This is a genomic window from Phenylobacterium sp. (genome assembly GCF_965284355.1).
Classification (GTDB): domain Bacteria; phylum Pseudomonadota; class Alphaproteobacteria; order Caulobacterales; family Caulobacteraceae; genus Phenylobacterium.
The window spans coordinates 2,276,352-2,303,031 of record NZ_OZ260078.1 but is presented as its reverse complement, the minus strand read 5'-3'; the positions used below and the strand labels follow the sequence as shown (position 1 = coordinate 2,303,031).

Here is a 26,680-nt window from a genome sequence, read left to right as displayed (position 1 = left end):
AGGCCCGCGCCCGGGCGCTACTCGGCGGCGACCTGCGTGATGCCGATCTTCGGCGACAGCTCGCCCGAGGCGTAGCGCTTGGCCATGGCCGACAGCGGGATCGCCTTGATCGACGAGGCGTGGCCGGCGGTGCCGAACTCCTCGAAGCGCTGGATGCAGACCTTGCGCATCGCTTCCTTGGCGGGCTTCAGGTAGCTGCGCGGGTCGAACTCGCCGGGCTTCTCGACGAAGACCTGACGGATGGCCGCGGTGATGGCCATGCGGTTGTCGGTGTCGATGTTGATCTTGCGTACGCCGTGCTTGATGCCGCGCTGGATCTCTTCCACCGGCACGCCCCAGGTCTGGGGCATCTCGCCGCCGTACTTGTTGATCAGGTCCTGCAGGTCCTGCGGCACCGAGGACGATCCGTGCATCACCAGGTGGGTGTTCGGCAGGCGGCGGTGGATTTCCTCGATCACGTTCATGGCCAGGACGTCGCCGTCGGGCTTGCGCGTGAACTTGTAGGCGCCGTGGCTGGTGCCCATGGCGATGGCCAGGGCGTCGACCTGAGTGGCCTTCACGAAATCGACCGCCTGGTCCGGGTCGGTCAGCAGCTGGTCGTGGCCCAGCTTGCCTTCGAAGCCGTGGCCGTCTTCCTTCTCGCCCATGCCGGTCTCGAGGCTGCCCAGCACGCCCAGCTCGCCCTCCACGGAGGCGCCGACCCAGTGCGCCATATCGACGACGTTCTTCGTCACTTTGACGTTGTAATCGTAATCCGCGGGCGTTTTGCCATCCGCCTTCAGCGATCCGTCCATCATCACCGAGGTGAAGCCGTACTGGATCGCGGTGGCGCAGGTGGCTTCGTTGTTGCCGTGGTCCTGGTGCATGCAGATCGGGATGTGCGGATACATCTCGGCCATGGCGTCGATGAGGTACTTCAGCACCACGTCGTTGGCGTAGGACCGCGCGCCGCGCGAGGCCTGCATGATCACCGGCGAGTCGGTGGCCTCCGCGGCCTCCATGATCGCCAGCGCCTGTTCCATGTTGTTGATGTTGAACGCCGGTACGCCGTAGCCGTACTCGGCCGCGTGATCCAGGAGCTGTCGAAGCGTGATGCGAGCCATTTCAGATCCCAACCTGTCTCTTACCGGGCCAGAGCGGCCACCCCGGGCAGCTCCTTGCCTTCCATCCATTCAAGAAACGCGCCGCCCGCAGTCGATACGAACGTAAAGTCCGAAGAGACGCCGGCCGCGTTGAGGGCGGCCACGGTATCACCGCCACCCGCCACTGCCACCAGCTTCCCGGCCTTGGCCAGAGCGGCCGCGTGCTTCGCCGATTCAACCGTGGCCTTGTCGAACGGTTCCACCTCGAAGACGCCGAAGGGGCCGTTCCAGATCAGGGTCTTGGCCGCATCCATCGCCGCCAGCACCTGGGCCAGGGCCTTGGGGCCGATGTCGAAGATCTTTTCGTCGGCCGGGACGCCGGCGGCCAGGTCGATCGTGCCGTTCGGGGCGTTGGCTGCCAGATCCTTCGCCACCACCACGTCGACCGGCAGGAGAACCTTGCAGCCCGAGGCCTCGGCCTTCTTCAGGATCTCGCGGGCGGTGTCGGCCATCTCCTTTTCGCACAGCGACCCGCCGATCTCGGCGCCCTGCGCGTAGCAGAAGGTGTTGGCCATGCCGCCGCCGATGGCGAGGTAGTCCAGCTTGCCGACCAGGTTGTTCAAGAGGTCCAGCTTGGTGGAGACCTTGGCGCCGCCGACGATGCCCAGCACCGGCCGCTGCGGATTGCCCAGCGCTGCGTCCAGGGCCTCCAGCTCCCGGCGCATCTGCTCGCCGGCGTAGGCGGGCAGCAGGTGGGCCAGGCCCTCGGTGGAGGCGTGCGCCCGGTGAGCGGCCGAGAAGGCGTCGTTGACGAAGAGGTCGCCGTTGGCGGCGAGGGCCTGGGCGAAGTCGGCCTCGTTCTTCTCTTCGCCCGCGTGATAGCGGACGTTTTCCAGCAGCAGGACGTCGCCGTCCTTCATGGCCGCCACGGCTTTCGCAGCGTCGTCGCCCACGCAGTCGTCGGCGAAGGCCACGGTCGCGCCGACCAGCTTGGACAGCGGGCCGACGACGGGCTTCAGGCTCATCTCCGGGATGCGCTTGCCCTTGGGCCGGTCGAAGTGGGCCAAGAGGATCGTCTTCGCCCCGCCCTTGCGGAGCTTCTCGATCGTCGGCAGCGCGGCGCGCAGGCGGGTGTCGTCAGACACCTGCCCGTCGGCCATCGGTACGTTGAAGTCCACACGAACCAGGGCGCGCCGGCCCTGCAGATCGGCGTCGTCGAGGGTTCGGAAGGTCATCGTCGTCTCTTAGATCAGCGACGCCATGTGGACGGCGGTGTCGCTCATCCGGGTCGAGAAGCCCCACTCGTTGTCGTACCAGGAAAGGACGCGGCCGAGGCCGCCGTCGATCACCTGGGTCTGGGGCAGGGCCACCGTCGAGCTGGCGGGATTGTGGTTGAAGTCGATCGAGACCAGCGGGTCCTTGGTCACCGCCAGCACGCCCTTCAGCGCGCCGTTGGCGGCGGCTTCGAGGGCCGCGTTGATGTCGGCGGCGCTCACCGACTTGCTCGGCACGAACTTCAGGTCGACGACCGAGACGTTCGGGGTCGGCACGCGGATCGAGCTGCCGTCCAGCTTGCCGGCCAGGGCCGGGATCACCAGGCCCAGCGCCTTGGCGGCGCCGGTCGAGGTCGGGATCATCGACATGGCCGCGGCGCGGGCGCGGTAGAGGTCGCTGTGCAGGGTGTCCAGCGTGGGCTGGTCGCCCGTGTAGGAGTGGATCGTGGTCATGTAGCCACGCTCGATGCCGCACAGCTCCTGCAGCACGTGGGCCACCGGGGCCAGGCAGTTGGTGGTGCACGAGGCGTTCGAGATGATCACGTCGTCCTTGGTGAGGGACGCGTGGTTCACGCCGTAGACGATGGTCTTGTCGACGTTCGTGCCCGGGGCCGAGATGATCACCCGCTTGGCGCCGGCGTCCAGGTGGGCCTGGGCCTTTTCCTTGCTGGTGAAGATGCCGGTGCACTCGAGGGCGATGTCGACGCCCAGGTCCTTGTGCGGGAGCTTCGCAGGGTCACGCTCGGCGGTGACCTTGATGCGGCCGTGGCCCGCCACCTCGATGTAGTCGCCGTCGACCTTCACCTCGGCCGGGAAGCGGCCGTGCACGCTGTCGTAGCGCAGCAGGTGGGCGTTGGTCTCGACGGGACCCAGGTCGTTGATGGCGACCACCTGGATGTCCTTGCGGCCGTGTTCCACGATCGAGCGCAGGACCAGGCGGCCGATGCGACCGAAACCGTTGATGGCGACGCGGACAGCCATGAGGCGGAGCTCCTTCGAATTTTTGTGTGGCCGGGTTCTTGAGGCGCGAACCCGCGGAGTCAACCCCTGCTCTCCCATAGAGAGCGCGTGGATGACCCTGCGGCGCGCGTGTGCAAGTCCGGCGCCGGAGCGTGTGTGCCGACTCGGGAGCGACCGCTGAGCGGCGGTCAGGCCAGCTCGCGGCGCATGGCGCGCTGCTGCAGGAGGGCGGCGGCGGCATAGAGGCCCGTCGCGCCGAAGATCACCCACACCATCTGGTCGATGTCGACCGTGATGGCGGCGACGAGGATCACCAGGCCCGCGGCCACGCCGGCCCAGCCGATCCGCAGCATGCCCCGGGTCCAGACGGCGACGTCGGGCGCGCGCGGGCCGGTCGGCGGACTGGTCTTGGCCGCGAAGTTGCCGACCACCATGAAGAAGACGCCGGTCAGGGCCTCGATGGCGCGGATCTGGAGGCTGTCCTTCGGGATGAACCCCACGATCGAGCCCGCCATCCAGGCCTGCACGCCGACGGCCAGGGCCGCGGCGGCCATCAGCGTGATCTCGTTGTAGCGGCGGGTGTCGGGGGCGGCGGTGAGGCCGGGCCGGGCCATCTTGCGGGCCTCCAGCCAGGCGCCCGTCGCCAGCCACAGGGGCATGAAGAAGGCGCCGAACGTGCCCACGAACCAGCGCCCATTTGGCGCGTCAGCGACACTCTGCCGGCGCCAGACGGCGACCGCGATCGCGAGCAGCAGCATCTCGACGACGGCGGCCGTGAGAACGAGTTTCAGCGTGCGGCTCATCAGGCGCTCTCCTCGGTGGGTTTGTCTCGCGCGGGCTGTGCGGCCGCGGCCGGGAAGCCGATGCCGAACGAGTCGGCGAAGGCCAGCAGGGCATCCTCCAGGACCGACAGGCGCAGGCGATAGGTGATGGTCTTGCCCTGCTTGTCGGCCGCGATCAGGTCGGCCTCGCGCAGGACGGCGAAATGGGCCGACATGGTGGCTTTGGCGACCGGGAAATGGTCGGCCAGCTCGCCCGCCGACATCGGCCGCTCCCGCAGGAGCTGCAACACCCGGCGGCGGGTTGGATCGGACAGGGCTTTGAACACGCGGTTCATGGAAGACATTTAGCTAAACATCGAATTGATAGTCAAGCGCCTGTGACCGCGCTCTGCCCGATCCGCGCCGGCCTCTAATTTCTCCCTGGGAGTCTCTTGCAACCTGACCCGACGCGCCTACCTCAGCGATGCGGGCCGGGCCCCTCTGGCGATCGATGGCGATCGCGATGTCGGACCGCACGAGGTGTGAACTGGGTCCGGCTTATCTGGTCTGCGGCGTCGCCGCACGGCCCCAGGCGCACCTCCACGTACGGAGGAGCACCAAGATGAACCAACGCAAACTGTGGCGTCTTCGCGAAGAGCACCGCTGGCTGGAAAGCCGTATCCGGCAGGAACTGCGCCGGCCGCAACCCGATGCGTACGTCGTGCTCGACCTGAAGCGCCGCAAACTGCGGGTGAAGGACGAAATCTTCCTCGCCGAGGCGGGGCTGGTTCCCGTCCGCGCCTGATTGCGAAGGGCGGTCCGAGGGCGCGCTGACCCGTGGGTCGGCGCGCCCCAGGCTAACATCTGGGGAAGTTCATGCTGGATTTGTTGACGGCGTCCTTCCTGGGGACGCCGGTCTGGATGTGGGCGGCGTTCGCCGGCCTCGTCGTGGTTCTGCTCGCCTTCGACCTGGGCGTCCTGCATCGCAAGCATCGCGAGATCGGCGTCCGCGAAAGCCTGCTGATGTCGGGCGGCTACCTGGCCCTGGGCCTGGGCTTCGGCGGCTGGGTCTGGACCCAGCTCGGCGATCAGGCGGGTCTCGAGTACGTCACCGGCTTCCTGATCGAGAAGAGCCTGGCGCTCGACAACGTCTTCGTCATCGCCACCATCTTCGCGGCCTTCGCCGTGCCCCCGGCCTACCAGCACCGCGTGCTGTTCTGGGGCGTGCTGGGCGTGATCGTGCTGCGGGGCATCATGATCGGCCTGGGCGCGGCGCTGGTGTCCAGCTTCGAGTGGGTGCTGTGGATCTTCGCGGCGTTCCTGATCGTCATGGGCGCCAAGATGTTCGTCGCCAAGGCGACGCCGTCCGACCCGCGCGAGAATCCGGTTTACCGCTGGTTCGCCGCCCGCGTGCGGCTGACCGACGGCCTGCGCGAGCAGCGGTTCTTCGTCCGCGAACCGGACGCCACGGGCCGCCGCGTCCTGTGGGCCACGCCCCTGTTCGCGGCCTTGGTGATGGTCGAGCTGGCCGACGTGGTGTTCGCGGTGGACTCGGTCCCGGCGATCTTCGCGATCACGACCGACCCCTATATCGTCTACACGTCCAACATCTTCGCGATCCTGGGCCTGCGGGCGCTGTACTTCGCGCTGGCGGCCATCGTCTCGCGGTTCGCCTACCTCAAGAAGGCGCTGGCCCTGCTGCTGGTCTTCATCGGCGGCAAGGTGTTCGTGGCCGCGGCGATGGGCTGGGAGAAGTTCCCCGCGCACATCTCGCTGGCGGTGACGGGCGCGCTCCTGGCGGGCGGCGTGGCCTACTCGATCTGGCGGACGCGGGGCGTCAGCCCGCGACCGGCCTGACCTTGGCCGCAGCCTCCCGCGCCCGCTCGCGGGCCTGTTCGATGTCGTGGGCGCGGGCCAGGGCGACGCCCATGCGGCGTCGCTCGAAGCTCTCGGGCTTGCCGAACAGGCGCAGGTCCGCGCCCGGGACGCTGAGCGCCTCGGCCACGCCTTCGAAGGCGATGCCCTTGGCGTCCAGGCCGCCATAGATCACCGCGCTGGCGCCCGGCTCGCGCTGGGTGACGTCAGTGGGCAGGCCCAGGATGGCGCGGGCGTGCAGGGCGAACTCGGACTGGTACTGCGTGACCAGCGTGACGAGGCCGGTGTCGTGCGGGCGGGGGCTGACTTCCGAGAACCAGACGTCGTCGCCCTTCACGAACAGCTCGACGCCGAACAGGCCCAGGCCGCCCAGGCTGTCGGTGACCGCCTGGGCGATGTCGCGGGACTTCGCGAGCGCCTGGGCCGACATCGGCTGGGGCTGCCAGCTCTCGACGTAGTCGCCCTTGATCTGGCGATGGCCGATGGGGGCGCAGAAGCTGGTCTCGACGACGCCGTTCGCCATCGAGCGGACGGTGAGCTGGGTGATCTCGAAGTCGAAGTCCACGCGGCCTTCGACGATCACGCGGGGCTGCTCCACCCGGCCGCCCTCCAGGGCGTACGTCCAGGCCGCCGCGATCTGGTCGGGGCTCTCGACATAGGACTGGCCCTTGCCCGAGCTGCTCATCACCGGCTTCACGAAGCAGGGGAAGCCGGTCACCTCGGCGGCGGCCTTGGCCAGCTCGGCCTCGGTGGAGGCGAAGGCGTAGGCGCTGGTGGGCAGGCCCAGCTCCTCGGCCGCCAGGCGGCGGATGCCCTCGCGGTTCATGGTGAGCTGGGCCGCGCGGGCGGTGGGAATGCACACGGCGAGGCCGTCGGCCTCGATCCGGGCCAACTCGTCGGTGGCGATGGCCTCGATCTCGGGGACGATGAAGTGCGGGCGCTCCAGCTCGACGACGGCGCGCAGGGCCGCCGCATCGGTCATGGCCAGCACATGGCTGCGGTGGGCGACCTGCATGCCCGGCGCATCGGGGTAGCGGTCGCAGGCGATGACCTCGCAGCCCAGGCGCTGCAGCTCGATGACCACCTCTTTGCCGAGCTCGCCCGAGCCCAGGAGCATCACGCGGACGGCGGTGGGCGAGTTGGGGGTGCCGAGGCGCATGTGGTTCTCCATCAACCTCTCAACGTCGTGGCCGGGCCCCGGGACGCGCCGCTACGCGGCCCGCCCGAGGCCAGGGTAAATCCCGGCCACCCAGAAGCGCCGTCGTCAGCCCAAGGCCCGTAGCGGCGCCGTCCAGGACTTCCGCCATCGCTTGCGTATCTGGGTCCCCGGGACAAGCCCGGGGATGACGATCCGAAAGGGTGGGGGCTCAGAGCTTGGCCTTGGCCGCTGCGGCGACCGCTTCGGCGGTGATGCCGAAGTGGGCGTAGAGGGCCTTGTCCGTGCCGCTGGCGCCGAAGCCGGTCATGCCGATGAAGGCGCCGTCCGAGCCGATGAAACGGTCCCAGCCCTGGCGCACGCCGGCCTCGACGGCCACCCGGACGTCGGTCTCGCCGATGACGGCGGCCTGGTAGTCGGCCGGCTGGGCCTCGAACAGCTCGAAGCAGGGGACCGAGACAACGCGGGTTCCGATGTCCTGGGCTTCCAGCAGGTCGCGGGCGGCCAGCGCGATCGGCACTTCCGTGCCCGAGGCGAAGATCGTCACCTGCGCAGGCTTGGAAGCGCCCACGAGCTGGTAGGCGCCGCGCGCCGACTGGTTCTCGCCCGCGTCGCCGCGGACCCCGGGGGTCTTCTGCCGCGACAGCGCCAGGACGGACGGCGTGGTCTTGGCTTCCAGGGCCAGCTTCCAGCACTCGGCGGTCTCCACCGCGTCGGCGGGGCGGAAGACATAGAGGTTGGGCATGGCGCGCAGGGACGCCACGTGCTCGACCGGCTGGTGGGTCGGGCCGTCCTCGCCCAGGCCGATGGAGTCGTGGGTGCCCACGAAGATGCTGCGCACGCCCATCAGCGCCGACAGGCGGATCGCCGGGCGGGCGTAGTCCGAGAACACCAGGAAGGTGCCGCCGTAGGGGATCACCCCGCCGTGCAGGGCCATGCCGTTCATGGCCGCGGCCATGCCGAACTCGCGCACGCCGTAGTTCACGTAGCGGCCGGCGTAATCGGGGGCGTCGAAGATCTGGGTGTTCTTGACGAAGGTGTTGTTCGAGCCGGTGAGGTCGGCCGAGCCGCCCACCATCTCGGGGATCGAGCCGAAGATCTGCTCCAGCACCGCGCCCGAGTGGACACGGGTGGCGGCGGCGGTCTTCTCGGCGGCGGCCTTGGCGGCGAAGGCGTCGAGCGCCTCGAAGGCGTGCGCGGGCAGGTCGCCCTTCATGGCGCGTTCGAAATCGGCCTTCAGCGGCGAGGCGGCCAGGCGGGCCTCCCACGCCTTGCGGTCCTTGGCGCCGCGCTTGCCGGCCTTGCGCCAGGGGTTCAGCGCCTCGTCCGGCACCACGAAGGGTTCGTAGGGCCAGTTCAGCGCCACGCGGGTGGCGGCGATCTCGTCCTTGCCCAGCGCCGCGCCGTGGACCTTGTGGGTGCCGCCCATGTTGGGGGCGCCCTTGCCGATCACCGTCTTGCAGGCGATCAGCGACGGCCGGTCCTGCTTCAGCGCCCAGGCGAGCGCCTTCTTGATCGCCTTCTCGTCGTGGCCGTCGATCCGCTTGGTCGCCCAGCCGGCGGCCTTGAAGCGGGCGATCTGGTCGGTCGAGTCCGAGATGCCGACGTGGCCGTCGATGGTGATGTCGTTGTCGTCCCAGAGGACGGTGAGCTTGGCGAGTTTCAGGCGACCGGCCAGGCTGATCGCCTCGTGGCTGACGCCTTCCATCAGGCAGCCGTCGCCGGCCACGACCCAGGTCCGGTGATCGACGAGGTCGGCGCCGAAGCGGGCGGCCAGCTTGCGCTCGGCCATCGCCATGCCGACGGCGGTGGCCAGGCCCTGGCCCAGCGGGCCGGTGGTGGTCTCGACGCCGGGGGTGTGGCCGAACTCGGGGTGGCCCGGCGTGTTCGAGCCCAGCTTGCGGAAGTCGCGCAGGCTCTGCATCGGCACGGCCTTCACGCCGGTCAGGTGCAGCAGGCTGTAGAGCAGCATCGAGCCGTGGCCGGCCGACAGGACGAAACGGTCGCGGTCGGCCCAGTCGGGCCTTGCCGCCTCGTACTTCATGAACTTCGTCCAGAGCACCGTGGCGACGTCGGCCATGCCCATCGGCATCCCGGGGTGGCCGCAGGTGGCCGCCTCGACCGCGTCGAGAGAGAGCATGCGGATGGCGTTGGCCATGAGCTGGGTCGGCGCGGGCATGGGCGGCTTTCCTGAGTCTCTGTCTTCCGAGGAATTGCGGGCCGCCTCGCATGCGAGGGGCAGGGGGTCAAGAACGGGGTCAAGAAATGGCCCCAGCACTTCGTGAGACTCACCGGCGCAGGTATACGGGTCGGGACGGCCATCGGAGGATCGCATGAACCCTGGCGAGAGCGCCCTGGACCTGGCGGCCAAGCGGCTGGACAACGCGCTGCATGTGCTGGAGCAGCGCCTGGCCCAGCGGCTGAAGGCGGCAAGCGACGACGCCGGCGGCCTGTTCGACCACGACCGATCGATGCTGGCGGCCGAACTCGACGCCGCCCGGGCCCGCGAACGCGAGCTGGAAGAGGCCGGGGCCCAGGCCTCGGAGGCGCTGGGCCGGGCGATCCAGGAAATCCGCACCGCCCTCAACGGCCAGACGCAGGAGGCGTAAGGGCGATGGCCCAGATCAACATCGACGTGAACGGCCGCCCCTACGCCGTCGGCTGCGAGGACGGGCAGGAGCATCACCTCCAGGAACTGGCCAAGCTCTTCGACCACCAGGTCCGCCAGGTGAGCCAGGACATGGGCCAGCTGGGCGACACGCGGCTGTTCCTGATGGGGGCGCTATTGCTGGCCGACGAACTGCTGGATGCGAAGAACCGGCTGGCCGCGCTGCAGGTCGAGGTCGGCCGGCTGCAGGCGGATCGTTCGAGGCTGGAGACGAAGGCCGTGACCGCGCTGGAGAGCGCGGCGATCAAGATCGAGAAGCTGGCGGCGGCGGGGTAGGGGCGTCCTCCCTCCCTTAATGGGGAGGGACAGACCGAGCGAAGCTCGGTCAGGGTGGGGAAGTGTGGTCCAGGCTCTGAGCTTGGGGAACGTCCCGCCCATGCACCCTTGATGAGGCCGCAAGGGTGCGGACGATCTGGTCCATCACCCGGTCGGTGTCGTGGCGCACGTCACTGGACCAGAACCGAAGCACTGTGAAGCCGTGACGACGCAGGACGGCGTCGCGGACGGCATCATGATTGGCCTGCCGATCCTCGCCGTGCTGGAAGCCATCGACCTCGATCACAAGTCGGTAGGGGTAGTAGACGAAGTCGAGGTAGTAGCCCTTGAACGGAGCCTGGCGGCGGAAGTGGTAGCCGCGTTCGCGCAGGCGCTTGAGCCGGCTCCAGAGGACGACCTCTGGGCGGCTCAGGTTGGCCCGCATGGCGCGGGCACGGGCGATCTGCGGGCGCATCTCGCAATATTGTTCTTAATTTGTTCCGGCATCAAGTTCTGCCTGCAACGCGGCGCTCCGGCCCACACTTCCCCACCCTGCTCGCCTTCGGCGAGCTGTCCCTCCCCGTTAAGGGAGGGAGGATCTGCGCATCCGCTTCACCAGCGCGCCCAGCGCCGGGATCAACTCGCGCTCCTCCGCGCGGCGGTAGTCGTGGTCGGGCGGCAAGGCTTCGACCAGCCGGCGGTGGGCGGTTCCCAGGTTGTGGTAGGGCAGGCGCGGCATCAGGTGGTGCAGGGCGTGGTAGCGCAGGCCCACGGGCGCCCACAGGAACGGCAGCAGCGCCGGCGGCGGTACGTTCACCGAATCCAGGAACTGATCCAGCGGGGCCATGACCTCGCCGTCGTTGTCCCAGCGGTGGGCGACCGCCGTGCGGACCTGGTTCAGGAACGTCATCAGGCTGAAGATCACGGCGGCGGTCAGGAACACGCGCAGCGGCGCGACGCCGGTGATCGTCAGGCCAAGGACGGTCCAGCACCACAGCCAGGCGCCGATCTCCTGGGCCAGCCAGGGGGCGCGGTTGGCGCGGTCGAAATCGTCGCGCGAGAAGTGGGGGTTGATCACCATCCCCGAGGCCTTGGCGATGGTGAAGCGGCGCACGGCCGGAATCAGGAAGCCCAGCGGCGCCAGCACGCCGAAGCGCAGCAGGGTGCCGACCGGCGCCAGCAGGGCGATGCCCAAGAACACCGCCAGCTCGTGCAGGGGGCGCCGCGCCAGGGGATGGTACTCGGGGTCGCGGGCGGTGCCATAGCGGTCCTTGGCGTGGTGCAGGATGTGCACGCCTTCGTACAGCAGCGACGGCGTCAGCCAGGGCACGCCGATCAGGACGTTCCACGCGACGTGGAAGCCCGGCACGTCGTCGCGCTTCAGGTGGGTCAGCTCGTGGATGAAGCTGATGCCGCGGTAGAGGCCGAGGATGGCCACCAGACCCGCCACGAGGGTCCAGCCCGGCTGGGCTGCGGTCGCGGCGATCGCGAACGCCAGCCAGGTGACGGCGGCGGTGACGACGAGGTCCAGCCAATAGACCTTGGGATCGGCCCGCGTGAGGTCGCGGGCGATGTCGTTGGCCTGCCGGGCCAGGCTCTGCCCCGCCCGTTCACGGGCCTGAATGTCGGTGTGCGCGTTCAAGGCGCCCGATGTAAGGCGAAGCCGGCCGTCGCCCAAGGGGGAATGCGGAAATGCCGCGCTCAGCCGTCGGCGTACGCCGCCCGTTCGAAGGCCTCGAAGGTCGCCAGCATGCCCGGGTCGGCGAAGGGGAGGAACTGGGCGCAGAGGATGCCGGCCACGCCGCTCGCCGGGTCGGCCCAGTAGTAGCAGTTGGCCAGACCGGCCCAGGCCAGACTGCCGGCGCGGCGACCGCCAGGGACGTCGGCCTCATTGCGCAGGAAGCCCAGGGTGTGGGTCGTGGGCGTTCCGGACAGCGGGCGGAAGTCATGGCTGAGCGGCCGGGCGGCGGTCCTGAGGTCGCCGGCGGGCCGGTCGCTGTCGGCCTCGCGGAGCCTGACCAGGGTTTGCGGCCCCAGGACGCCGGCGCCATCGGGCGAGATCACGGCGCGCAGGAACTTCAGGTAGTCGGGCGCCGTCGAGCGCAGGCCTCCGCCGCCGTAGTAGATCGGGGACGAGGGGAAGGCCGGCGACGCGATGAACCCTTCGGGGCCGCGGGCGTGCATGCCGACGAAGCGGGCCTCCTGCTGGGCCGACGGCGTGAAGCTGGTGTCGGCCATGCCCAGCGGGCCGGTGATGTTCTGGGCCACATAGGCGTCCAGGCCCTGACCGGTCGCCTGCTCGACGAGCCAGCCGACGGCATCGATGCCGATCCCGTACTGCCAGCCGTCGCCGGGATCGAACGCCAGGACCGGCGCGGTCGGCGCCTGCTCCATCAGGCTGCCGCCCGTGTGAGCGTAGTAGCGGCCGAGATCGGCATGGAAGAAGTCGTAGGCCAGGCCCGAGGTGTGGGTGAGCAGGCGGCGCAGCGTGATCGGCGTGCGGGCCGGGCGGACGCGCGGGCTGCCGTCGTCGCCGAAGCCCTCCAGAACCTGCGGCGCGGCGAGACCAGGCAGGCGCTCGGCCACCGGGGCATCCAGGTCAAGGATCCCGCGCTCGACCAGCTGCAGCGCCGCCGCCGAGGTGATGGCCTTGGTGCACGAGGCGATCCAGAAGACGTCGTCCGGCGACATCGGCGCGGGATCGGCCACCCCGCGCACGCCGGCGGCGTAGACGCTGTCGCGGCCATCGCCATGGGCGACCGCGGCGGTCAGGCCGGGCGCGACGCCCTTGGCCACCGCCTCGTTCAGGATGTCCTGGATCGTCTGCGACGCCATATTCCCCCCGGATCGTGCAGCAGCGCTTGAGACTGCGCGCCTGCGGCCTTACCTTGCGCCTCGGCGGGTCCTGCTGCGGCTCTCGTCGAAGGCGATCAAATTCCAGCGACCTTAATTCACTCATAGGGAGCTGTCCCTGCCGGGGATCGTGGTCCTCGGCACTACGGCGCCCACCTGGTCTATCCAGGTCGAGGGAATTGCACAGTCCTTCACGGCTCTTCGCGGCGCCGCCACCCTTCTCCGTCCTCGCGGAGCTTTGTGTGACCTCTGACAAGACGGCCCTTCGCGCGCAGCTGCGCAGCCTGAGGCGCAAGCTGGCGGCTGAAGCGCCCGACGCTGGACAACGGGCCGCCGCGCTTTGGCCAGGCCGGCCGGGCGCCGGGACCTTTGCGCTGTACCACCCCGCCGGTTCTGAGATCGATCCGACGCCGTTGCGCGCCCGCGTGCCGGCGGGTTCCGTCTGTCTGCCGGTGGCCCAGTCGCGGCAGGGGGCGCTGATCTTCCGACGGCACATGACCGGCGAGGCGCTGGTCCCCGACGCCCTGGGCATCCCGGCGCCTGACGTGAACGCGGCGGTTCTGCCGGATGTGGTGTTCGCCCCGCTGCTGGCGTTCGACCGCCGGGGCGGGCGGCTGGGGCAGGGCGGCGGCCACTATGACCGCACCCTGGCCAACCTTCGCCGCATGAAGGCGATTTTCGTCATCGGGCTGGCGTACGCTGGCCAGGAACGGCCGGAAATCCCCATGGAGCCGCACGATCAGCGCCTCGACGCCATACTGACCGAGACGGAATACGTCGAGTTCGGGTAAGGACCCGGGGATGAGGTTCGCCTTTTTTGGAGACGTGGTCGGCCGTTCGGGTCGCGAGGGCCTGGCCGAGCACCTGCCGGCATTGCGCCGTGAGCTGCAGCTGGAGTTCGTGATCGTCAACGCCGAGAACGCGGCGGCGGGTTTCGGGATCACCGAGGGCACGGCCCGCGAGCTGTTCGATGCGGGCGCCGACTGCCTGACCCTGGGCAACCACTCTTGGGACCAGAAGGAAGCGCTGACCTACATCGTGCGCGAGCCGCGGCTGATCCGGCCCGCGAACTATTCCGAGTTCTCGGAGGTGCCCGGGCGGGGCTCGAACCTGTTCGAGACGCCCGAGGGCAAGCGGATCCTGGTGGTGAACGTGCTGGGTCGCGTCCACATGGACGCGCTGGACGACCCGTTCGCCGCCGTCGACAAGGCGCTGGAGTCGGCGCCGCTGGGCATGGTGGCCGACGCCGTCGTCGTGGACATGCACGCCGAGGCCACGTCCGAGAAGATGGCGATGGGTCACTTCTGCGACGGCCGCGCCAGCCTGGTGGTAGGCACCCATACCCACGTGCCGACGGCGGATTGCCAGATCCTGGTGGGCGGGACGGCCTACCAGACCGATGCGGGCGCCTGCGCGGACTACGACAGCGTGATCGGCAACCAGAAGGAAGAGCCGCTGCGCCGGTTCACCACCCGCATCCCGGGCGGCCGCTACAAGCCCGCCGAGGGCCCGGCCACCGTGTGCGGCGTGTTCGTGGAGACCGACCTGAAGACCGGGCTCGCCCGCCGCATCGAGCCGATCCGCGTGGGCGGGCGGCTGTCGCAGACGGCGCCGCGGCTGGACAAGATCGCGGCCGAGTAGGGCTTAGCCCTCATCTCTCGAACGTCATGGCCGGGCTTGTCCCGGCTACCCAGAAGCGCCGTCGCCGGATCGTGGCCCGCGGCGTCGATGCCATGCCCGTTCTGCGCCGCCTCGTATCTGGGTGGCCGGGACAAGCCCGGCCATGACGTTCAGGAGGGGGTTGATAAGAGCGCCTAACGGCTGGCTTCGGCCTCCTGGAGGAGGCTGACGTTGGCCTGTTCGACGGGGGAGAGCGTGACCTCGTCGGCGACGGGCTTGTACCAGGCGAATTTCGCGAAGTGGGCCGCGAGGTCCGGGCTTTTGAAGATGCGGCCGTGCCGGGCGTAGATCTCGTTGCGGGCGATCCGCAACTGGGCCTTGTCGAGGCCGGCGATGGCGTCCGGCGACAGGGGCTGCGCGCTGGACTGGGGCAGCAGGAAGTCTCCCAGCCGGGCCTCCGCAGCCGGCGGCGGCGGCCTGGGCGTGGGCGTCGGCTGTGGCGTCGGCGCCGGGTCGATCCGGACAGGCTGCGAGGCGGGCGCCTGCGCCTGCGGCGGCTGGCGGGCGACCATGACGGCGATAGCGGCCGCGACCACGCCCCCGATCACCGCCGCGAGTACGGTGGACCGGCGCTGCGCAGCCGGCGGATCGCGCCGCGGCGGCGCGGGGGGCGGGATCGGCGTCGGCTGCGGGCGCGGTTCGGCCCCTTCGCCGCAGAGGGTCTTCAGGCTGGCGCGCACGCGACGCCATTCGGGATGGTCGGGCGTGCCGTCCCAGGCCTGCAGCGCGGCGAACTGGATCTGACTGAACGGCAGCGGCGGGATCGTCCCTTCGACCGCGACCTGGATCAGCTTTTGCTGCGAACGCGCGAGATCGGCCTCGGCGCGCACCCACTCGGACTTCACCGCGGCCGGCGACCAGATGACGATGACCGCTTTGGCGGCCTGGAACTTTTCCTCGATCAGGGTGGCGTAGGCCTTGTGAGCGGGGATGTCGTGGTCCCACCAGACGGAATAGCCGTCGGCCTCCAGAGCGCGCGCCACGCTGGCGGCCATCGGCTCCTGCTCGCGCCCGTAGGAAATGACGACGTCGACCATGACCGCTCCCTTGTCGGAGCAAGGCTTAGCATCAGCAAGACGCGGCCGTCATGGCCTCCTCTGCCCCGAGCGCTGAGCGAGCGGAGAGAGGCGCTACGCCGCCGCCTCGTCGGCGTTCGCGTCCGCCGGCCGGGGCGCGATCAGCACCTCCATGATCGCGGCGATGAGGGCGGCAGGCTGGACGGGCTTGTGCTGCAGGGCGTCGAAGCCCAGGGCCTTCAGGCGCGCCTCCTCGCCCGGCATGGCGTCGGCGGTCAGGGCCACGACGGGGATGTCGGCGCGCCCGGCTTGTCCGTCGCGCAGGCGACCCACGGTCTCGATGCCGTCCATGTTGGGCATGTGGACGTCCATCAGCACCACGTCGAAGGCCTCGACGCGCAGCCGTTCCAGCGCCTGGGCGCCGTCGGAACAGGTCTCGACCACGGCGCCGGCAGCCTCCAGCACGGCGCGGGCGACGGCCTGGTTGATGGGATTGTCGTCGGCCACCAAAATGCGCAGCGTCGGCAGGCCTTCGTAGTCCTCGGCCGCGGCGGCGGCGGCCTCGGCGGCCGGCAGGGGCAACCAGACGCGGAACGCCGAGCCCTGGCCAGGGTCGCTCAGCACCGAGATGTCGCCGCCCATCATCGCCGCGAGCTTGCGGCAGATGGCCAGGCCAAGCCCGGTCCCGCCATAGACGCGGGCTGTCGACGCCTCGGCCTGGACATAGGGATTGAACAGCGCGTTCACCTGCTCGTGGGTCATGCCGACGCCGGTGTCGACCACCACGATCTCGACGCCGCCGTCGCCGTCGGCGGCCGGGGCGGCGCGCAGACGGATGGTGACCGAGCCCTTCTCGGTGAACTTCAGCGCGTTGGAGACCAGGTTCATCAGGATCTGGCGCACGCGATGCTCGTCGCCGAGCACCAGTTCGGGCAGGCCGGGTTCGACCTTGCAGGTCAGCGTCAGGCTCTTGGCCGCAGCGCCTTCGGCCCACAGCTCGACGGTCTGTTCGCCCAGGGCGGCCAGGTCGAAGGCTGCGACCTCCAGGTCCATGCGGCCGGCCTCGATCTTCGACATGTCGAGCACGTCGTTGAGGATGGCCATCAGGCCGTCGCCAGAGCGCAGGATGGTGTCGACGTAGCCCTGCTGGCGGCGGTCGAGCTCGGTTCGCGACAGGGCGCGCGCCATGCCGAGCACGCCGTTCAGCGGCGTGCGTAGCTCGTGGCTCATCATGGCCAGGAAGGCCGACTTCGCGTCGTTGGCCGCGACCGCCGCGCGCTGGGCCTCGGCCAGGGCGTTCGCGGTGCGCAGATTGGCCTGCGCGCTGGCGGCCACATAGGCCAGCAGCAGGCTCAGGGCGATGGTCAGCGTGATCAGTGGCGGGCCGGAGAAGCCGCCGAACCCCGCGGGCAGCACGAACCACAGAGTCGCCGGCGCGACGCCCATGGCCGCCAGGGCCGCGGGCGACCGGAACGAGAAGCCCTGGGCATGCACCAGGATCCCGGCCAGAACCGCCATGGCGGCGAGGCGGAACGGCTCCTGCCCGTCCATCCAGTAGAGCACCGCCAGCCCGCACCAGAGCAGGCTCGAGGCGGCCATGCCACCCACATACGCGAGGCGGCGAAGGTCGCTCAAAGGCGTCCCCCCGACGATGGGATTGGTGATGAAGCGGTTGAAGGTCTCGGTCGCCAGGAAGGCCGCCAGCCAGATCGCGCCGGTGCGGACGCTGTAGATGCAGGCGGTCAGGAACGTCGTCCCGACGCCGATCCAAAGGCGCACGAAGAACATGTGCCGCGACGTCGCCGCCACGGCGTCGAGCCTCTCGTCGAGCAGACCCTTCAGCTTGCCGAACACGGTGGCGCCGTCCCCAGAAATCCACGCGCGCACCCGGCATGTGCGGCGCAATGACGCAGAAGTTTGCCCGACAAATATGAATGGACCCTTGTCGCATGAGCGTGTTCGGCGAACGGCGGGAAGCGCTTCGGGTCTCCCCAGGCGCGTCGGCGCGGTCTAGGCTCAGCTGTAGCGGTTACGTTACGAGGAGGGTTCAGATGCTGGCCAAGTTCCTGGTCCGGGCGGTGTTCGCCGCCCTGGGGCTCTGGGTCGCCTCGGTGCTGCTGCGCGGCAGCATCTATGTGGCCAACACCGGCACCCTGATCGTGGCGGCGTTGCTGCTCGGGGTGGTGAACGCCTTCGTGCGGCCGATCGTGACGATCCTGACCTTGCCGCTGACCATTGTGACGCTGGGGCTGTTCCTGCTGATTGTAAACGCGATGATGATCGGCCTGGTCGACCTGATGCTGGGCGGCTTCGACGTGCGCGGGCTGTTCGCCGGGATCATGGCGGCGATCATCACCGGCATCGCCAGCTGGATCGGCGGCATGGTGATCCGCGACGACCGGGCTTAGGCGGGGTCGCGTTTTTCCCAGCGAGGAGAGCCTCCTCGCTGGCTTGGCCTTGAAGCCGCCACAGCGATGCTCACGTATTGTCGGTCATTGGCGCTTGCCGGGCGGGCAAGACGTGAGGAATGCTTTTGTCCATGAAACCCCTAGCCATCGCCGCCGCGCTCGCGGCAGCCCTGATCGCGACCCAGGCCCAGGCGGCCACCAAGACGGCGGTGTTCGCCGGCGGCTGCTTCTGGTCGGTGGAGAAGTTCTTCGAGGCCACGCCGGGCGTCACCGCCGCGGTGAGCGGCTATTCGGGCGGCACGACGGCCAATCCGACCTATGAGAACCACTCGGGCCACCTGGAAGCGGTGAAGGTCACCTACGACCCGGCGAAGATCACCTACGCCCAGCTGGTCGACCGCTTCTATCACAACATCGACCCCACCGATCCGCGGGGCCAGATCTGCGACACCGGCCCGTCCTATCGCACGGCCGTGTTCACTGCGAACGCTGAGGAGCGGGCGATCGCCGAGGCGGCGAAGGCCAAGTACGCCAAGGAACTGGGGGCCACGATCACCGTGACGACCCGGAACGCCGCGCCGTTCTGGAACGCCGAGGGCTATCACCAGGACTTCGCCAAGAAGAACCCGGCCCACTATGAGCGCTACCGCGTCGGCTGCGGCCGTGACCGGGTGCTCAAAGTGGTGTGGGGCGCCCAGGCGGGGCGCTAGCCGCAGGAACGCTGGCCGGCAGGCCGCTGACCGGATCTCGCGGGCTGGGGCGGAAGCCCTGGCCCGTGAACATCTCGATCTTGCGCTTGTGCTTGCGGTCCAGCCAGACGCTGCCGATCTCCAAGCCCGAGGACGCTTCGAAGTCGGCCTGCATCTCGCCGCGCCGCCAGCCTTCGTATGACACCATCAGCACGTGGCCGCCGATGGCCGGCGTCAGCGGCGCCGCCGTCTCGGCCTGATTGCGCGGTCCCTCCATCAGCAGCCAGCTGGCCAGCGGCACGCCCAGTTCGGCCAGCCGCTGGCGGCCGTAGTAGGCCGTTGAATAGAACAGGAAGCGGTTGTTGACGGCGATGGCGGTCAGCCCCGGCTCACGGAAGGCGCGGTCCAGGATCAGGTCTGCGGTCTGCGACCAGCCCCGCGCGCGCTTCAGGCCGTTGGCCAGCCCCACCTTGTCGGCCAGCGCCGGCGAGATCACCGCCGCCAGGAAGAACGCCGCCACGAACCCCTGCAGGGCGATCGCCGCGATCAGCCAACGCCGCGCCCGCCACCGCAGCAGCCAGGCCGCGACCAGGATCGTCCCGGTGAGGTAGGCGGCGCCCGACCAGTTGGCGTTCGCGCGGCTGATGAAGGCCTGCACCGTCACGATCAGCAGCGGCGGCAGCGTGAAGCAGAGCAGCAGCAGGTCGGACTGCGACAGCCGCCTGCGGGCCGCCGCGATGCCGACGCCGGCGATCAGCGCGCCCATCGGGATCGGACCGAAGACCCCGAACTGCGAGACCAGGAACGTCCCGGCCTCGGCCAGATTGAACAGCTGAACTCCGCTCCAGGCGGCGTTGGCGGCGGTGTGCTGGAAGGTGGCGAAGCCGTGGGTCGCGTTCCAGGCCAGGTTGGGGGCCAGGACCGAAGCCGCCGCCAGCATCGCCGCCGCCGCCGTGGGCGGCGACCACGCCCGCCGCGCCTCGGCCGACGCGAGAAGGTGCGCCGCCAGGCCGATGACGACATAGACCGCCGCATACTTCGACAGGAACGCCAGCCCCAGCGCCGCGCCGAACCCCACCGCCAGCAGCAGCCGGCGGCGCGCGTCGACCGTCTGCAGATGCGCCACGTAGGCCAGCACCGAGAGACCCAGGAAGAACAGCAGCGGCGCGTCTGTGGCCGCCACCAGGGCCGAGAGCTGGACGCCCGGCATCAGCCCGTAGAGCGCCGCGGCCGCCAGCCCCGTGGCCCCGTCGTAGAGTCGTCGCGCGATCAGGAAGACGACGACCGTGGCGCCGGCCTGGAACAGGCAGGCCGACAGCCGCACCCAGGCCTCGGCGTCGCCGCCAATGGCGGTCGTGGCCCAGATCGCCCAGGCGATCATCGGCGGCTTCGAGTAATAGCCGAAGTCCAGAGTGCGCGACCAAAGCCAGTACTGGGCTTCGTCAGGATAGAGCTCGAGCGGCGTGCTGAAGAGGGCCACCAGCCGCGCGGCGGTCAGCGCCAGGGTCAGCATGAGCGCTGAGCGCAGATCGTTTCCGGTCGCTGGCGACCTCAGGACAGGTGACATGTTGTGCTTCCGACAGCGCCAAGCCCTAGTCCTTGCGGTCGCGGCCGACCATCCCGGATCGCGTGGGTTTTGAGCGGTGTTGCAGGAGAGTGATGCACAATCGCCTCAGTATGACACCGACGCGCCAACCGTCGCAAAACAGTCACCAACGCCCGGATTTTTGCGGCTATAGGGCGGACAAGACTCGGGGCCAGGGGCGCCCCATCGCTAAGGGTCTTTAGAAGGGGTTACTACATGAAACTCAAACTGAGCCGAGCGCTCTGCGCGACGACTGCGCTGGCCACGGGCCTGCTGGTGTCCGGCCAAGCCTTCGCCCAATCCACGGGTACGGCCCTCGTCGAAGAGCTGGTCGTCACCGGCTCCACGGGACCGCGCAACCTCGACGGCGCCATCATGGCGATCGAAGAGCCCAAGTCGCGCGTCGGGATCACCGCCGAGTTCATCAGCCGCCAGACGCCGGGCCAGTCGGTCCTCGACTCGATCAACCTGCTGCCGTCGGTCAACTTCACCAACAACGACGCCTACGGCTCGGCCGGCGGCGACTTCGTGATCCGCGGCTTCGACAGCCAGCGCGTCGCGGTCGTGCAGGACGGCGTCCCCCTGAACGACTCGGGCAACTACGCCGTGTTCCCGAACCAGCAGCTCGAGTCCGACCTGATCGAGCGCGTGACCGTGAACCTGGGCACGACCGACGTCGACAGCCCGACGGCCGCGGCCGCCGGCGGCACCGTCAACTACGTGACCAAGCGCGCTACGCAGGACTTCGGCGTTCGCGCCGAGGTCGGCGTCGGCAGCGAAGACATGCAGCGCTACTACGCCACCATCAACAGCGGCGCGGTCGGCCCGTTCGGGACCCGCATGTGGATCTCGGGCATGTACCAGAAGTATGACCACTTCCGGCCGCACAACTCGCCGATCCCGGCGCCCGGCGGCATCGAGAAGAAGCAGTTCAACGCGCGGATCGATCAGGACTTCGGCGACATCGGTCAGGCCAGCCTGATCTTCAACTACAACGAAAACCGCAATGCCTTCATCAACCGCATCAACCTGGCGACCTTCCAGCGCCAGGGTGTGACCGCGGCCGGCGCGCCGGACACCAGCATCGTCGCGCCTTCGGTCTGCTCGCGTCCGACGCCCGGCGCTGGCGCCCAGGTGGACAACTCCGGCGCAACGCTGTGCCCGAGCAACTTCTTCGAATACAGCATCAACCCGTCGAACACCGGCAACATCCGGGGTCTGTCGAGCTGGAAGCTGACCGACGACATCACGCTCACGTTCGACCCGTCGTTCCAGTACGTGCTGGCCAACGGCGGCGGCGCGCAGATCTTCCCCGAGAACGATCCGCAGCTGCGCGGCAACTCGACGGCCGCCGGTGTCGACCTGAACGGCGACGGCGACATCCTCGACCGCGTCTATCTGTACCGGCCGAACACCACCAACACCCGCCGCTACGGCCTCACCACCTCGCTGATCTGGAAGTTCGCCGACAACCAGAGCGTCCGCCTGGCCTATACCTATGACCGCGCCAAGCACCGCCAGACCGGCGACGTCGGCTTCATCGGGCAGGACGGCGTTCCCGAGAACGTCTTCGGCGGCAAGGACGGCGAAGGCCGTCAGGTCACGCTGCCCGACGGCACCAACCTGCGCCGTCGCGACCGCCTTTCGGTCGCCCTGCTGAATCAGGTCGCCGCCGAATGGCGCGGCCGGTTCATGGAAGAAAAGCTACTGCTGAACGTCGGCGTCCGCGCTCCGTTCTTCAAGCGCGACCTGAACAACTACTGCTTCCAGCAGAACACGTTCAACGCCTACTGCACCACGCAGGTCGGCACGCCGGTTCCCGGCACCAACGACGGCACGGGTCGTCCGCTGGTGACCTTCCCGGCCGCGACGCTGAACAGCAACGCCGCGCTGCGCTACGGCAACCCGCGCTCGTTCACGCGCAAGTACGACGACGTCCTGCCGAACCTGGGCGCCAGCTACGAGTTCACCGACGACCTGTCGGTGTACGTCAGCTACGCCGAGACCCTGTCGGTGCCGCGGACCGACGACCTGTACGACCAGATCCTGGTCGATCCGGGCCCGGAACGGTCGAAGACCTACGACCTGGGCGTCCGCTACCAGACGCCCCAGCTCATGCTCGCCGGCGCCATCTACCTGACCGACTTCTCCAACCGCATCGAGCGCGTGCTGGACGAGCCGTCGGGCGTGGCCTTCTCGCAGAACGTCGGCGACGTGCGGAACAAGGGTCTCGACCTGCAGCTGGGCTGGAAGCCGGTGGAAGAGTTCAGCTTCTACGCGTCGTACTCGTTCATCGACTCCGAGATCCTGGACAACATCCCGAACGCCGTGGCCGGCATCCTGCCGACCAAGGGCAAGAGCGTGTATGAAACGCCCAAGCATCAGGGCGGCGCGCGGGTCCAGTACGACCCGACGGAATGGCTGAGCCTCGGCGCGCAGGCGAAGTGGGTCGGCGACCGCTGGACGAACCTCGTCAACACCGAGAAGTTCCGCGGCTACGAGCTGGTCGACTTCGACGCCCGCTTCAAGCTGAACGAAATCCCGGGCCTCGATGCCATGGGGAACAACACCTACATCCAGTTCAACGTCCGTAACGCCTTCAACAAGCGCTACCTGGGCGACATCACGCCGAACCTGACGGGTACGGCGCTGGGCCAGCCCGGCTATCGCCGGAGCTTCATCGCCACCCTGCACGCCGAGTTCTAGACCTCAGCGACAGGACTTGAATTGCGGAAGGGCGGTCCTTGTGGGCCGCCCTTTTCGTTGGATGCTTGACGGCGGCAGCCGTGAAGCCCATCTGCGCACGCCTTTGAGGAGCACAGTTCCCGATGACCTTTGTCGTTCCGCCGGAATGGGCGCCTCACAAGGCCATGTGGCTGGGTTTCCCCAGCCATGCGGACCTCTGGCAGGACGACCTTGAGGCCGCCCAGGCCGAGGTGGCCGACCTGGCGCGGGCGCTGGCCGGCCCCGGCGGCGAGCGCGTGCGGGTGATGACCGGTCATCCGGGCGGCGAGGCCGTGGCCCGCGAGATGCTGGGCGACGTCCCGGGCGTCGAGCTGGTGCAGGGCCGCTTCGGCGACATCTGGCTGCGCGACACCGGTCCGATCTTCGCGGGCGGCCAGGCCAACGGCTTCCGCTTCAACGGCTGGGGCGGCAAGTACAGCCTGGAACACGACGACACGGTCGCCCACCAGATCGCCGAGGCGGCCGGCGCGCCCCTGATGATGAACGACTTCATCCTCGAAGGCGGCGCGGTCGATCACGACGGCGCGGGCACGATCCTGACTACCGACCAGTGCCTGCTGAACAAGAACCGCAACCCCGGCTGGACGGTCGAGGCCGCCGAGGACGCGCTGCGCCACAGCCTGGGCGCGCGCAAGGTGCTGTGGCTGGGCGAGGGCCTGCGCAACGACCACACCGACGGCCACGTCGACAACCTGGCTCGCTTCGTCGCGCCCGCGACGGTCACGATCCCCGTGGCCTGGGGCCGTGGGGATCCCAACGCCGAGGCCTATGACGATGCGGCCCGGCGACTGGCGTCGATGACCGATGCGAACGGCCAGAAGCTGAAGGTGATCCGCATCCCGTCGCCCGGCTGGATCGATGGGGACGACGGCCCGATCCCGGCCAGCCACATGAACTTCCTGATCGCCAACAAGGCGGTGATCGTGCCCATCTACGCCAAGCAGCCCGGCGAGTTCGCCGTCGAGGTGCTGAAACAGATCTTCCCCGACCGGGCCGTGATCGGGCTTCCGTCCATCGCCATCCTGACCGGCGGCGGATCCTTCCACTGCATCACCCAGCAGGAGCCGGCCTGATGCCCCGCACAATCAACGTCGCCGCGATCCAGACCTCGTATGGCCAGGATATGGCGGCCAACATCGCCAAGACCGCCGACTTCATCCGCCAGGCGGCGGGGCAGGGCGCCCATCTGGTCCTTCCCTCTGAGCTGTTCCAGGGGCCCTACTTCTGCGTGGCCCAGGAGGAGCGTTGGTTCGAGACGGCCTATCCCTGGCGCGAGCATCCGGCGGTGACGGCGTTGGCCCCGCTGGCGGGGGAGCTGGGCGTGGTGATCCCGATCTCGATCTTCGAGCGCGAAGGGCCGCACTACTTCAACAGCCTCGTGATGGCCGACGCGGACGGGTCGCTGATGGGCGTCTACCGCAAGAGCCACATCCCCGACGGCCCGGGCTATATGGAGAAGTACTACTTCCGCCCCGGCGACACCGGCTTCAAGGTGTGGGACACGCGCTTCGGTCGCGTCGGCGTCGGCATCTGCTGGGACCAATGGTATCCCGAGTGCGCGCGCGCCATGGCCCTGATGGGCGCTGAAGTCCTGTTCTACCCCACGGCCATCGGCTCTGAGCCGCATGACGCCACCCTCGACACCGCCGCGCCCTGGCGGCGCGCGATGCAGGGCCACGCCGTCTCGAACGTGATCCCCGTCATCGGCGCCAACCGCACCGGCTTCGAACCGTGGGACGGTTACCCCAACGGCGGCCAGCAGTTCTACGGCTCGAGCTTCATCGCCGACCACCGGGGCGACCTGGTGGCCGCGCTGGGGCGCGAGGACGAAGGCGTGCTGCAGGCGTCGTTCGACCTCGACTTCCTGAAGACCCACCGCGCCGCCTGGGGCTTCTTCCGCGATCGGCGTACGGACCTGTACGGGGGCCTGGTCGGAGCGCGGCCTCAATAGGGAAAGGTAGAAGGGCCATGATCGAGACCGACCGCCTGATCCTGCGCGCCTTCCGCGAGGCCGACCGCGAGGCGTTCGCCGCGATCAACGGCGACCCGCGTGTGGGCGCCTGGCTTGGGGGCGTCATCGATCGAGCGGCCAGCGACGCCATGCTCGACCGCATCAACGCGCACATCCAGGAGACCGGCTGGGGTTTGTGGGCAGCGGAACGCAAGGCGGACGCGCGCCTGATTGGGTTCATCGGCCTGTCGACCGTCAAGGCCGGCGCCCTCCCGGTCGGCCCCGCCATCGAAATGGGCTGGCGGCTGGCGCCGGAGGCCTGGGGCGGCGGTCTCGCCACCGAGGGCGCCCAGGCCGCGCTCGACTGGGGATTCGATCACATCGACACGTCGGAGATCATCGCCTTTACCGCGACAACGAACCTGGCCTCCCAAGCGGTGATGCGCCGTATCGGCCTGGCTCCCGACCCCGGTCGTGATTTCGACCACCCCCGACTGGCCGAAGGCCATCCCCTGCGCCGGCACGTCGTCTTTGCGGCGAAGCGACCTTAAAGGCCCGGGGCGGTAGCCTTCTGGGCCTTGTGGGCCCGGACCTTCGTGAGGCCCGCCAGAACAACTTCCTGATCGCGCTCGTCCAGGTCGGTCTTGAGGATCCGCAGGGCGTCGAGGTGAACCCGGATCGGCCGCAGGTCGGTCGGCACGACGCCGTTCATGGCGTCCAGGAGATCGCAGAGGCTGAGCGCGGCCTTGCCCATGTTCTCCAGCCGGTGCGCCCCGCCTGCCAGCCCCAAGAGCCGGTTGGTCGAGCCGTACATGCGGATCAGCCCGATCGCTTCGCCCTGCTTCAGGTCGGCGAACGCCGCGTCCTGTCGGGCGAATTCCTCTTCGATGGCCGCCAGCACCTTCGGCTCGATCTTCTTCACGCGGTCCTTCGCCACGCCAAGGGCGGTGGCGGTCGAAATCATCGCGCCCGACTTGAGTTGGCGGGCCAGACGATACTGCACCTTGTGGACCTTGACCTCGCTCATAGGGCCACTCTCTTGGGTTGGAGGAGCTGATCGATCTCGTCCTGGTGCAGGTCGGGACCCTCGGGTTCGCCCACCTCCATAGCCAAATCGTCTGCGCGCCGCCCTTCAACGCCCTTGGGCGGCCCCAGGCGCTGGAATCGACGGTCGGGGCCGACGTAGGTCTCGCACTCGATGATCGGCCGAGCTTCCTGGGCGATCCACAGGATGCGTTCCAGCAGGACACCCGGGCTGACCGGCTTGCGCACCACGAAGTGCACGCCGCTGTCGCGGGCGAAGGTGATCTGCGAGCTGGGCGTGTGACCGGTGATCATCACGACCGGCAGGAAGGCGAAGCCGGCGCCCGAACGGCGAAGCTCGCGCACGAAGGTGTATCCGTCCTCGTCGTCGGGCCCCAGCTGAGCGTCGACGATGATCAGGTCGACCTGGTTTCCGACCAGGACGAGCTTCGCCTCTTCGCGGGTCTGGCACCGGTGGAGCTGCTTGCCGCCGAAGCCGAACAGCATCTGCCCATACAGGTCCTGCTCGGCGCGCGAATGCTCAAGCAGCAGGATGACCGACTGCGACAGATTGAACTTCGCCAGAGGCTTCGCGACGAGGGGCATACGGTCCGAATGAGACGCACGCCCTGCGGCGCACCCGACAGAGCTAGCCCGCACATCTTTCGCGTTGATAAATTCGGGCGCCCGCAGGGGGTG

Annotated in this window: 27 protein-coding genes; 12 read left to right on the top strand and 15 right to left on the bottom strand. The window is 69.0% G+C overall.

Going from position 1 to position 26,680, the window contains the following annotated elements; genetic code table 11:
* Positions 1–17: 17 nt before the first annotated feature.
* The 5 genes from fba to ACQ66R_RS11150 all read right to left on the bottom strand — a co-directional run bounded on the left by fba (position 18) and on the right by ACQ66R_RS11150 (position 4,433).
* Positions 18–1,103: a class II fructose-bisphosphate aldolase gene (gene fba / locus ACQ66R_RS11170; protein ID WP_430421954.1), complete on the bottom strand. Its 1,086-nt coding sequence runs from the start codon at positions 1,101–1,103 to the stop codon at positions 18–20.
* A 20-nt stretch (positions 1,104–1,123) separates the two neighbouring features.
* Complete coding sequence (locus ACQ66R_RS11165; protein WP_430421952.1) at positions 1,124–2,317, bottom strand: phosphoglycerate kinase; 1,194 nt, start codon at positions 2,315–2,317, stop codon at positions 1,124–1,126.
* Between the two features lie 9 nt (positions 2,318–2,326).
* Positions 2,327–3,337: a type I glyceraldehyde-3-phosphate dehydrogenase gene (gap, locus tag ACQ66R_RS11160; protein WP_430421949.1), complete on the bottom strand. Its 1,011-nt coding sequence runs from the start codon at positions 3,335–3,337 to the stop codon at positions 2,327–2,329.
* A 167-nt stretch (positions 3,338–3,504) separates the two neighbouring features.
* Positions 3,505–4,119, bottom strand: a complete 615-nt coding sequence (locus ACQ66R_RS11155; protein ID WP_430421947.1) for a hypothetical protein — start codon at positions 4,117–4,119, stop codon at positions 3,505–3,507.
* Positions 4,119–4,433 carry an autorepressor SdpR family transcription factor gene (locus tag ACQ66R_RS11150; protein WP_430421945.1) on the bottom strand — a complete coding sequence of 105 codons (315 nt, stop codon included), beginning with the start codon at positions 4,431–4,433 and terminating at the stop codon, positions 4,119–4,121. Before ACQ66R_RS11150 ends, ACQ66R_RS11155 begins: the two co-directional genes overlap by 1 nt.
* Before the next feature lie 266 nt (positions 4,434–4,699).
* Here ACQ66R_RS11150 and ACQ66R_RS11145 point away from each other — a divergent pair, with 266 nt between their 5' ends.
* Positions 4,700–4,882: a YdcH family protein gene (locus ACQ66R_RS11145; RefSeq protein WP_430421943.1), complete on the top strand. Its 183-nt coding sequence runs from the start codon at positions 4,700–4,702 to the stop codon at positions 4,880–4,882.
* Positions 4,883–4,953: 71 nt separating this feature from the next.
* Entirely contained in the window at positions 4,954–5,934 is a 981-nt protein-coding gene (locus ACQ66R_RS11140) for a TerC family protein (protein WP_430421941.1), read from the top strand.
* Here ACQ66R_RS11140 and purT read toward each other — a convergent pair.
* Together purT and tkt are read right to left on the bottom strand one after the other, a co-directional pair.
* Positions 5,915–7,111, bottom strand: a complete 1,197-nt coding sequence (gene purT / locus ACQ66R_RS11135; RefSeq protein ID WP_430421939.1) for a formate-dependent phosphoribosylglycinamide formyltransferase — start codon at positions 7,109–7,111, stop codon at positions 5,915–5,917. The two genes, ACQ66R_RS11140 and purT, sit on opposite strands and share 20 nt — an antisense overlap.
* A gap of 208 nt (positions 7,112–7,319) precedes the next feature.
* Positions 7,320–9,287 carry a transketolase gene (gene tkt / locus ACQ66R_RS11130; RefSeq protein ID WP_430421937.1) on the bottom strand — a complete coding sequence of 656 codons (1,968 nt, stop codon included), beginning with the start codon at positions 9,285–9,287 and terminating at the stop codon, positions 7,320–7,322.
* A gap of 154 nt (positions 9,288–9,441) precedes the next feature.
* Here tkt and ACQ66R_RS11125 point away from each other — a divergent pair, with 154 nt between their 5' ends.
* Entirely contained in the window at positions 9,442–9,717 is a 276-nt protein-coding gene (locus tag ACQ66R_RS11125) for a DUF4164 family protein (RefSeq protein WP_430421935.1), read from the top strand.
* 5 nt (positions 9,718–9,722) lie between these two features.
* Entirely contained in the window at positions 9,723–10,052 is a 330-nt protein-coding gene (locus ACQ66R_RS11120; RefSeq protein ID WP_430421933.1) for a cell division protein ZapA, read from the top strand.
* 49 nt (positions 10,053–10,101) lie between these two features.
* Here ACQ66R_RS11120 and ACQ66R_RS11115 read toward each other — a convergent pair whose 3' ends face one another.
* From ACQ66R_RS11115 to ACQ66R_RS11105, 3 genes are all read right to left on the bottom strand, one after another.
* A complete protein-coding gene (locus ACQ66R_RS11115) occupies positions 10,102–10,506 on the bottom strand; it encodes an endonuclease domain-containing protein (protein WP_430421931.1) in 405 nt (134 codons plus the stop codon).
* Between the two features lie 108 nt (positions 10,507–10,614).
* Positions 10,615–11,673, bottom strand: coding sequence for a fatty acid desaturase family protein (locus ACQ66R_RS11110; protein WP_430421929.1), 1,059 nt, complete (start codon positions 11,671–11,673; stop codon positions 10,615–10,617).
* Between the two features lie 59 nt (positions 11,674–11,732).
* On the bottom strand, positions 11,733–12,866 hold the full coding sequence (locus ACQ66R_RS11105) for a serine hydrolase domain-containing protein (protein WP_430421927.1): 1,134 nt from the start codon (positions 12,864–12,866) through the stop codon (positions 11,733–11,735).
* Positions 12,867–13,126: 260 nt separating this feature from the next.
* On the opposite strand from ACQ66R_RS11105, the gene ACQ66R_RS11100 reads away from it, so the two are divergent.
* Both ACQ66R_RS11100 and ACQ66R_RS11095 read left to right on the top strand, forming a co-directional pair.
* The gene (locus tag ACQ66R_RS11100) at positions 13,127–13,675 is read left to right on the top strand and encodes a 5-formyltetrahydrofolate cyclo-ligase (protein WP_430421925.1); all 549 of its coding nucleotides are present in this window, start codon (positions 13,127–13,129) and stop codon (positions 13,673–13,675) included.
* Positions 13,676–13,685: 10 nt separating this feature from the next.
* Positions 13,686–14,525 carry a TIGR00282 family metallophosphoesterase gene (locus ACQ66R_RS11095; RefSeq protein WP_430421923.1) on the top strand — a complete coding sequence of 280 codons (840 nt, stop codon included), beginning with the start codon at positions 13,686–13,688 and terminating at the stop codon, positions 14,523–14,525.
* Between the two features lie 173 nt (positions 14,526–14,698).
* Here ACQ66R_RS11095 and ACQ66R_RS11090 read toward each other — a convergent pair whose 3' ends face one another.
* On the bottom strand, positions 14,699–15,601 hold the full coding sequence (locus ACQ66R_RS11090) for a YARHG domain-containing protein (protein ID WP_430421921.1): 903 nt from the start codon (positions 15,599–15,601) through the stop codon (positions 14,699–14,701).
* Between the two features lie 93 nt (positions 15,602–15,694).
* Entirely contained in the window at positions 15,695–17,434 is a 1,740-nt protein-coding gene (locus ACQ66R_RS11085; RefSeq protein WP_430421919.1) for an ATP-binding protein, read from the bottom strand.
* Positions 17,435–17,634: 200 nt separating this feature from the next.
* Between ACQ66R_RS11085 and ACQ66R_RS11080 the strand changes: the two genes are divergently transcribed.
* Positions 17,635–17,988 carry a phage holin family protein gene (locus ACQ66R_RS11080; protein WP_430426267.1) on the top strand — a complete coding sequence of 118 codons (354 nt, stop codon included), beginning with the start codon at positions 17,635–17,637 and terminating at the stop codon, positions 17,986–17,988.
* A 119-nt stretch (positions 17,989–18,107) separates the two neighbouring features.
* Positions 18,108–18,698: a peptide-methionine (S)-S-oxide reductase MsrA gene (gene msrA, locus ACQ66R_RS11075; RefSeq protein ID WP_430421917.1), complete on the top strand. Its 591-nt coding sequence runs from the start codon at positions 18,108–18,110 to the stop codon at positions 18,696–18,698.
* Here msrA and ACQ66R_RS11070 read toward each other — a convergent pair.
* Entirely contained in the window at positions 18,664–20,244 is a 1,581-nt protein-coding gene (locus ACQ66R_RS11070; RefSeq protein ID WP_430421915.1) for an ArnT family glycosyltransferase, read from the bottom strand. The genes msrA and ACQ66R_RS11070 overlap by 35 nt on opposite strands.
* A gap of 234 nt (positions 20,245–20,478) precedes the next feature.
* Between ACQ66R_RS11070 and ACQ66R_RS11065 the strand changes: the two genes are divergently transcribed.
* The 4 genes from ACQ66R_RS11065 to ACQ66R_RS11050 all read left to right on the top strand — a co-directional run bounded on the left by ACQ66R_RS11065 (position 20,479) and on the right by ACQ66R_RS11050 (position 25,509).
* The gene (locus ACQ66R_RS11065) at positions 20,479–22,968 is read left to right on the top strand and encodes a TonB-dependent receptor (RefSeq protein WP_430421913.1); all 2,490 of its coding nucleotides are present in this window, start codon (positions 20,479–20,481) and stop codon (positions 22,966–22,968) included.
* A 122-nt stretch (positions 22,969–23,090) separates the two neighbouring features.
* Positions 23,091–24,080, top strand: coding sequence for an agmatine deiminase family protein (locus ACQ66R_RS11060; RefSeq protein ID WP_430421911.1), 990 nt, complete (start codon positions 23,091–23,093; stop codon positions 24,078–24,080).
* Positions 24,080–24,958: an N-carbamoylputrescine amidase gene (gene aguB, locus ACQ66R_RS11055; protein WP_430421909.1), complete on the top strand. Its 879-nt coding sequence runs from the start codon at positions 24,080–24,082 to the stop codon at positions 24,956–24,958. Before ACQ66R_RS11060 ends, aguB begins: the two co-directional genes overlap by 1 nt.
* Positions 24,959–24,975: 17 nt before the next feature.
* Positions 24,976–25,509, top strand: coding sequence for a GNAT family N-acetyltransferase (locus ACQ66R_RS11050; RefSeq protein WP_430421908.1), 534 nt, complete (start codon positions 24,976–24,978; stop codon positions 25,507–25,509).
* On the opposite strand, the gene ACQ66R_RS11045 is transcribed toward ACQ66R_RS11050, so the two are convergent.
* Together ACQ66R_RS11045 and ACQ66R_RS11040 are read right to left on the bottom strand one after the other, a co-directional pair.
* The gene (locus ACQ66R_RS11045; RefSeq protein ID WP_430421906.1) at positions 25,506–25,985 is read right to left on the bottom strand and encodes a hypothetical protein; all 480 of its coding nucleotides are present in this window, start codon (positions 25,983–25,985) and stop codon (positions 25,506–25,508) included. The genes ACQ66R_RS11050 and ACQ66R_RS11045 overlap by 4 nt on opposite strands.
* Positions 25,982–26,587, bottom strand: coding sequence for a response regulator transcription factor (locus ACQ66R_RS11040; protein ID WP_430421904.1), 606 nt, complete (start codon positions 26,585–26,587; stop codon positions 25,982–25,984). Before ACQ66R_RS11040 ends, ACQ66R_RS11045 begins: the two co-directional genes overlap by 4 nt.
* Between the last annotated feature and the right edge of the window lie 93 nt (positions 26,588–26,680).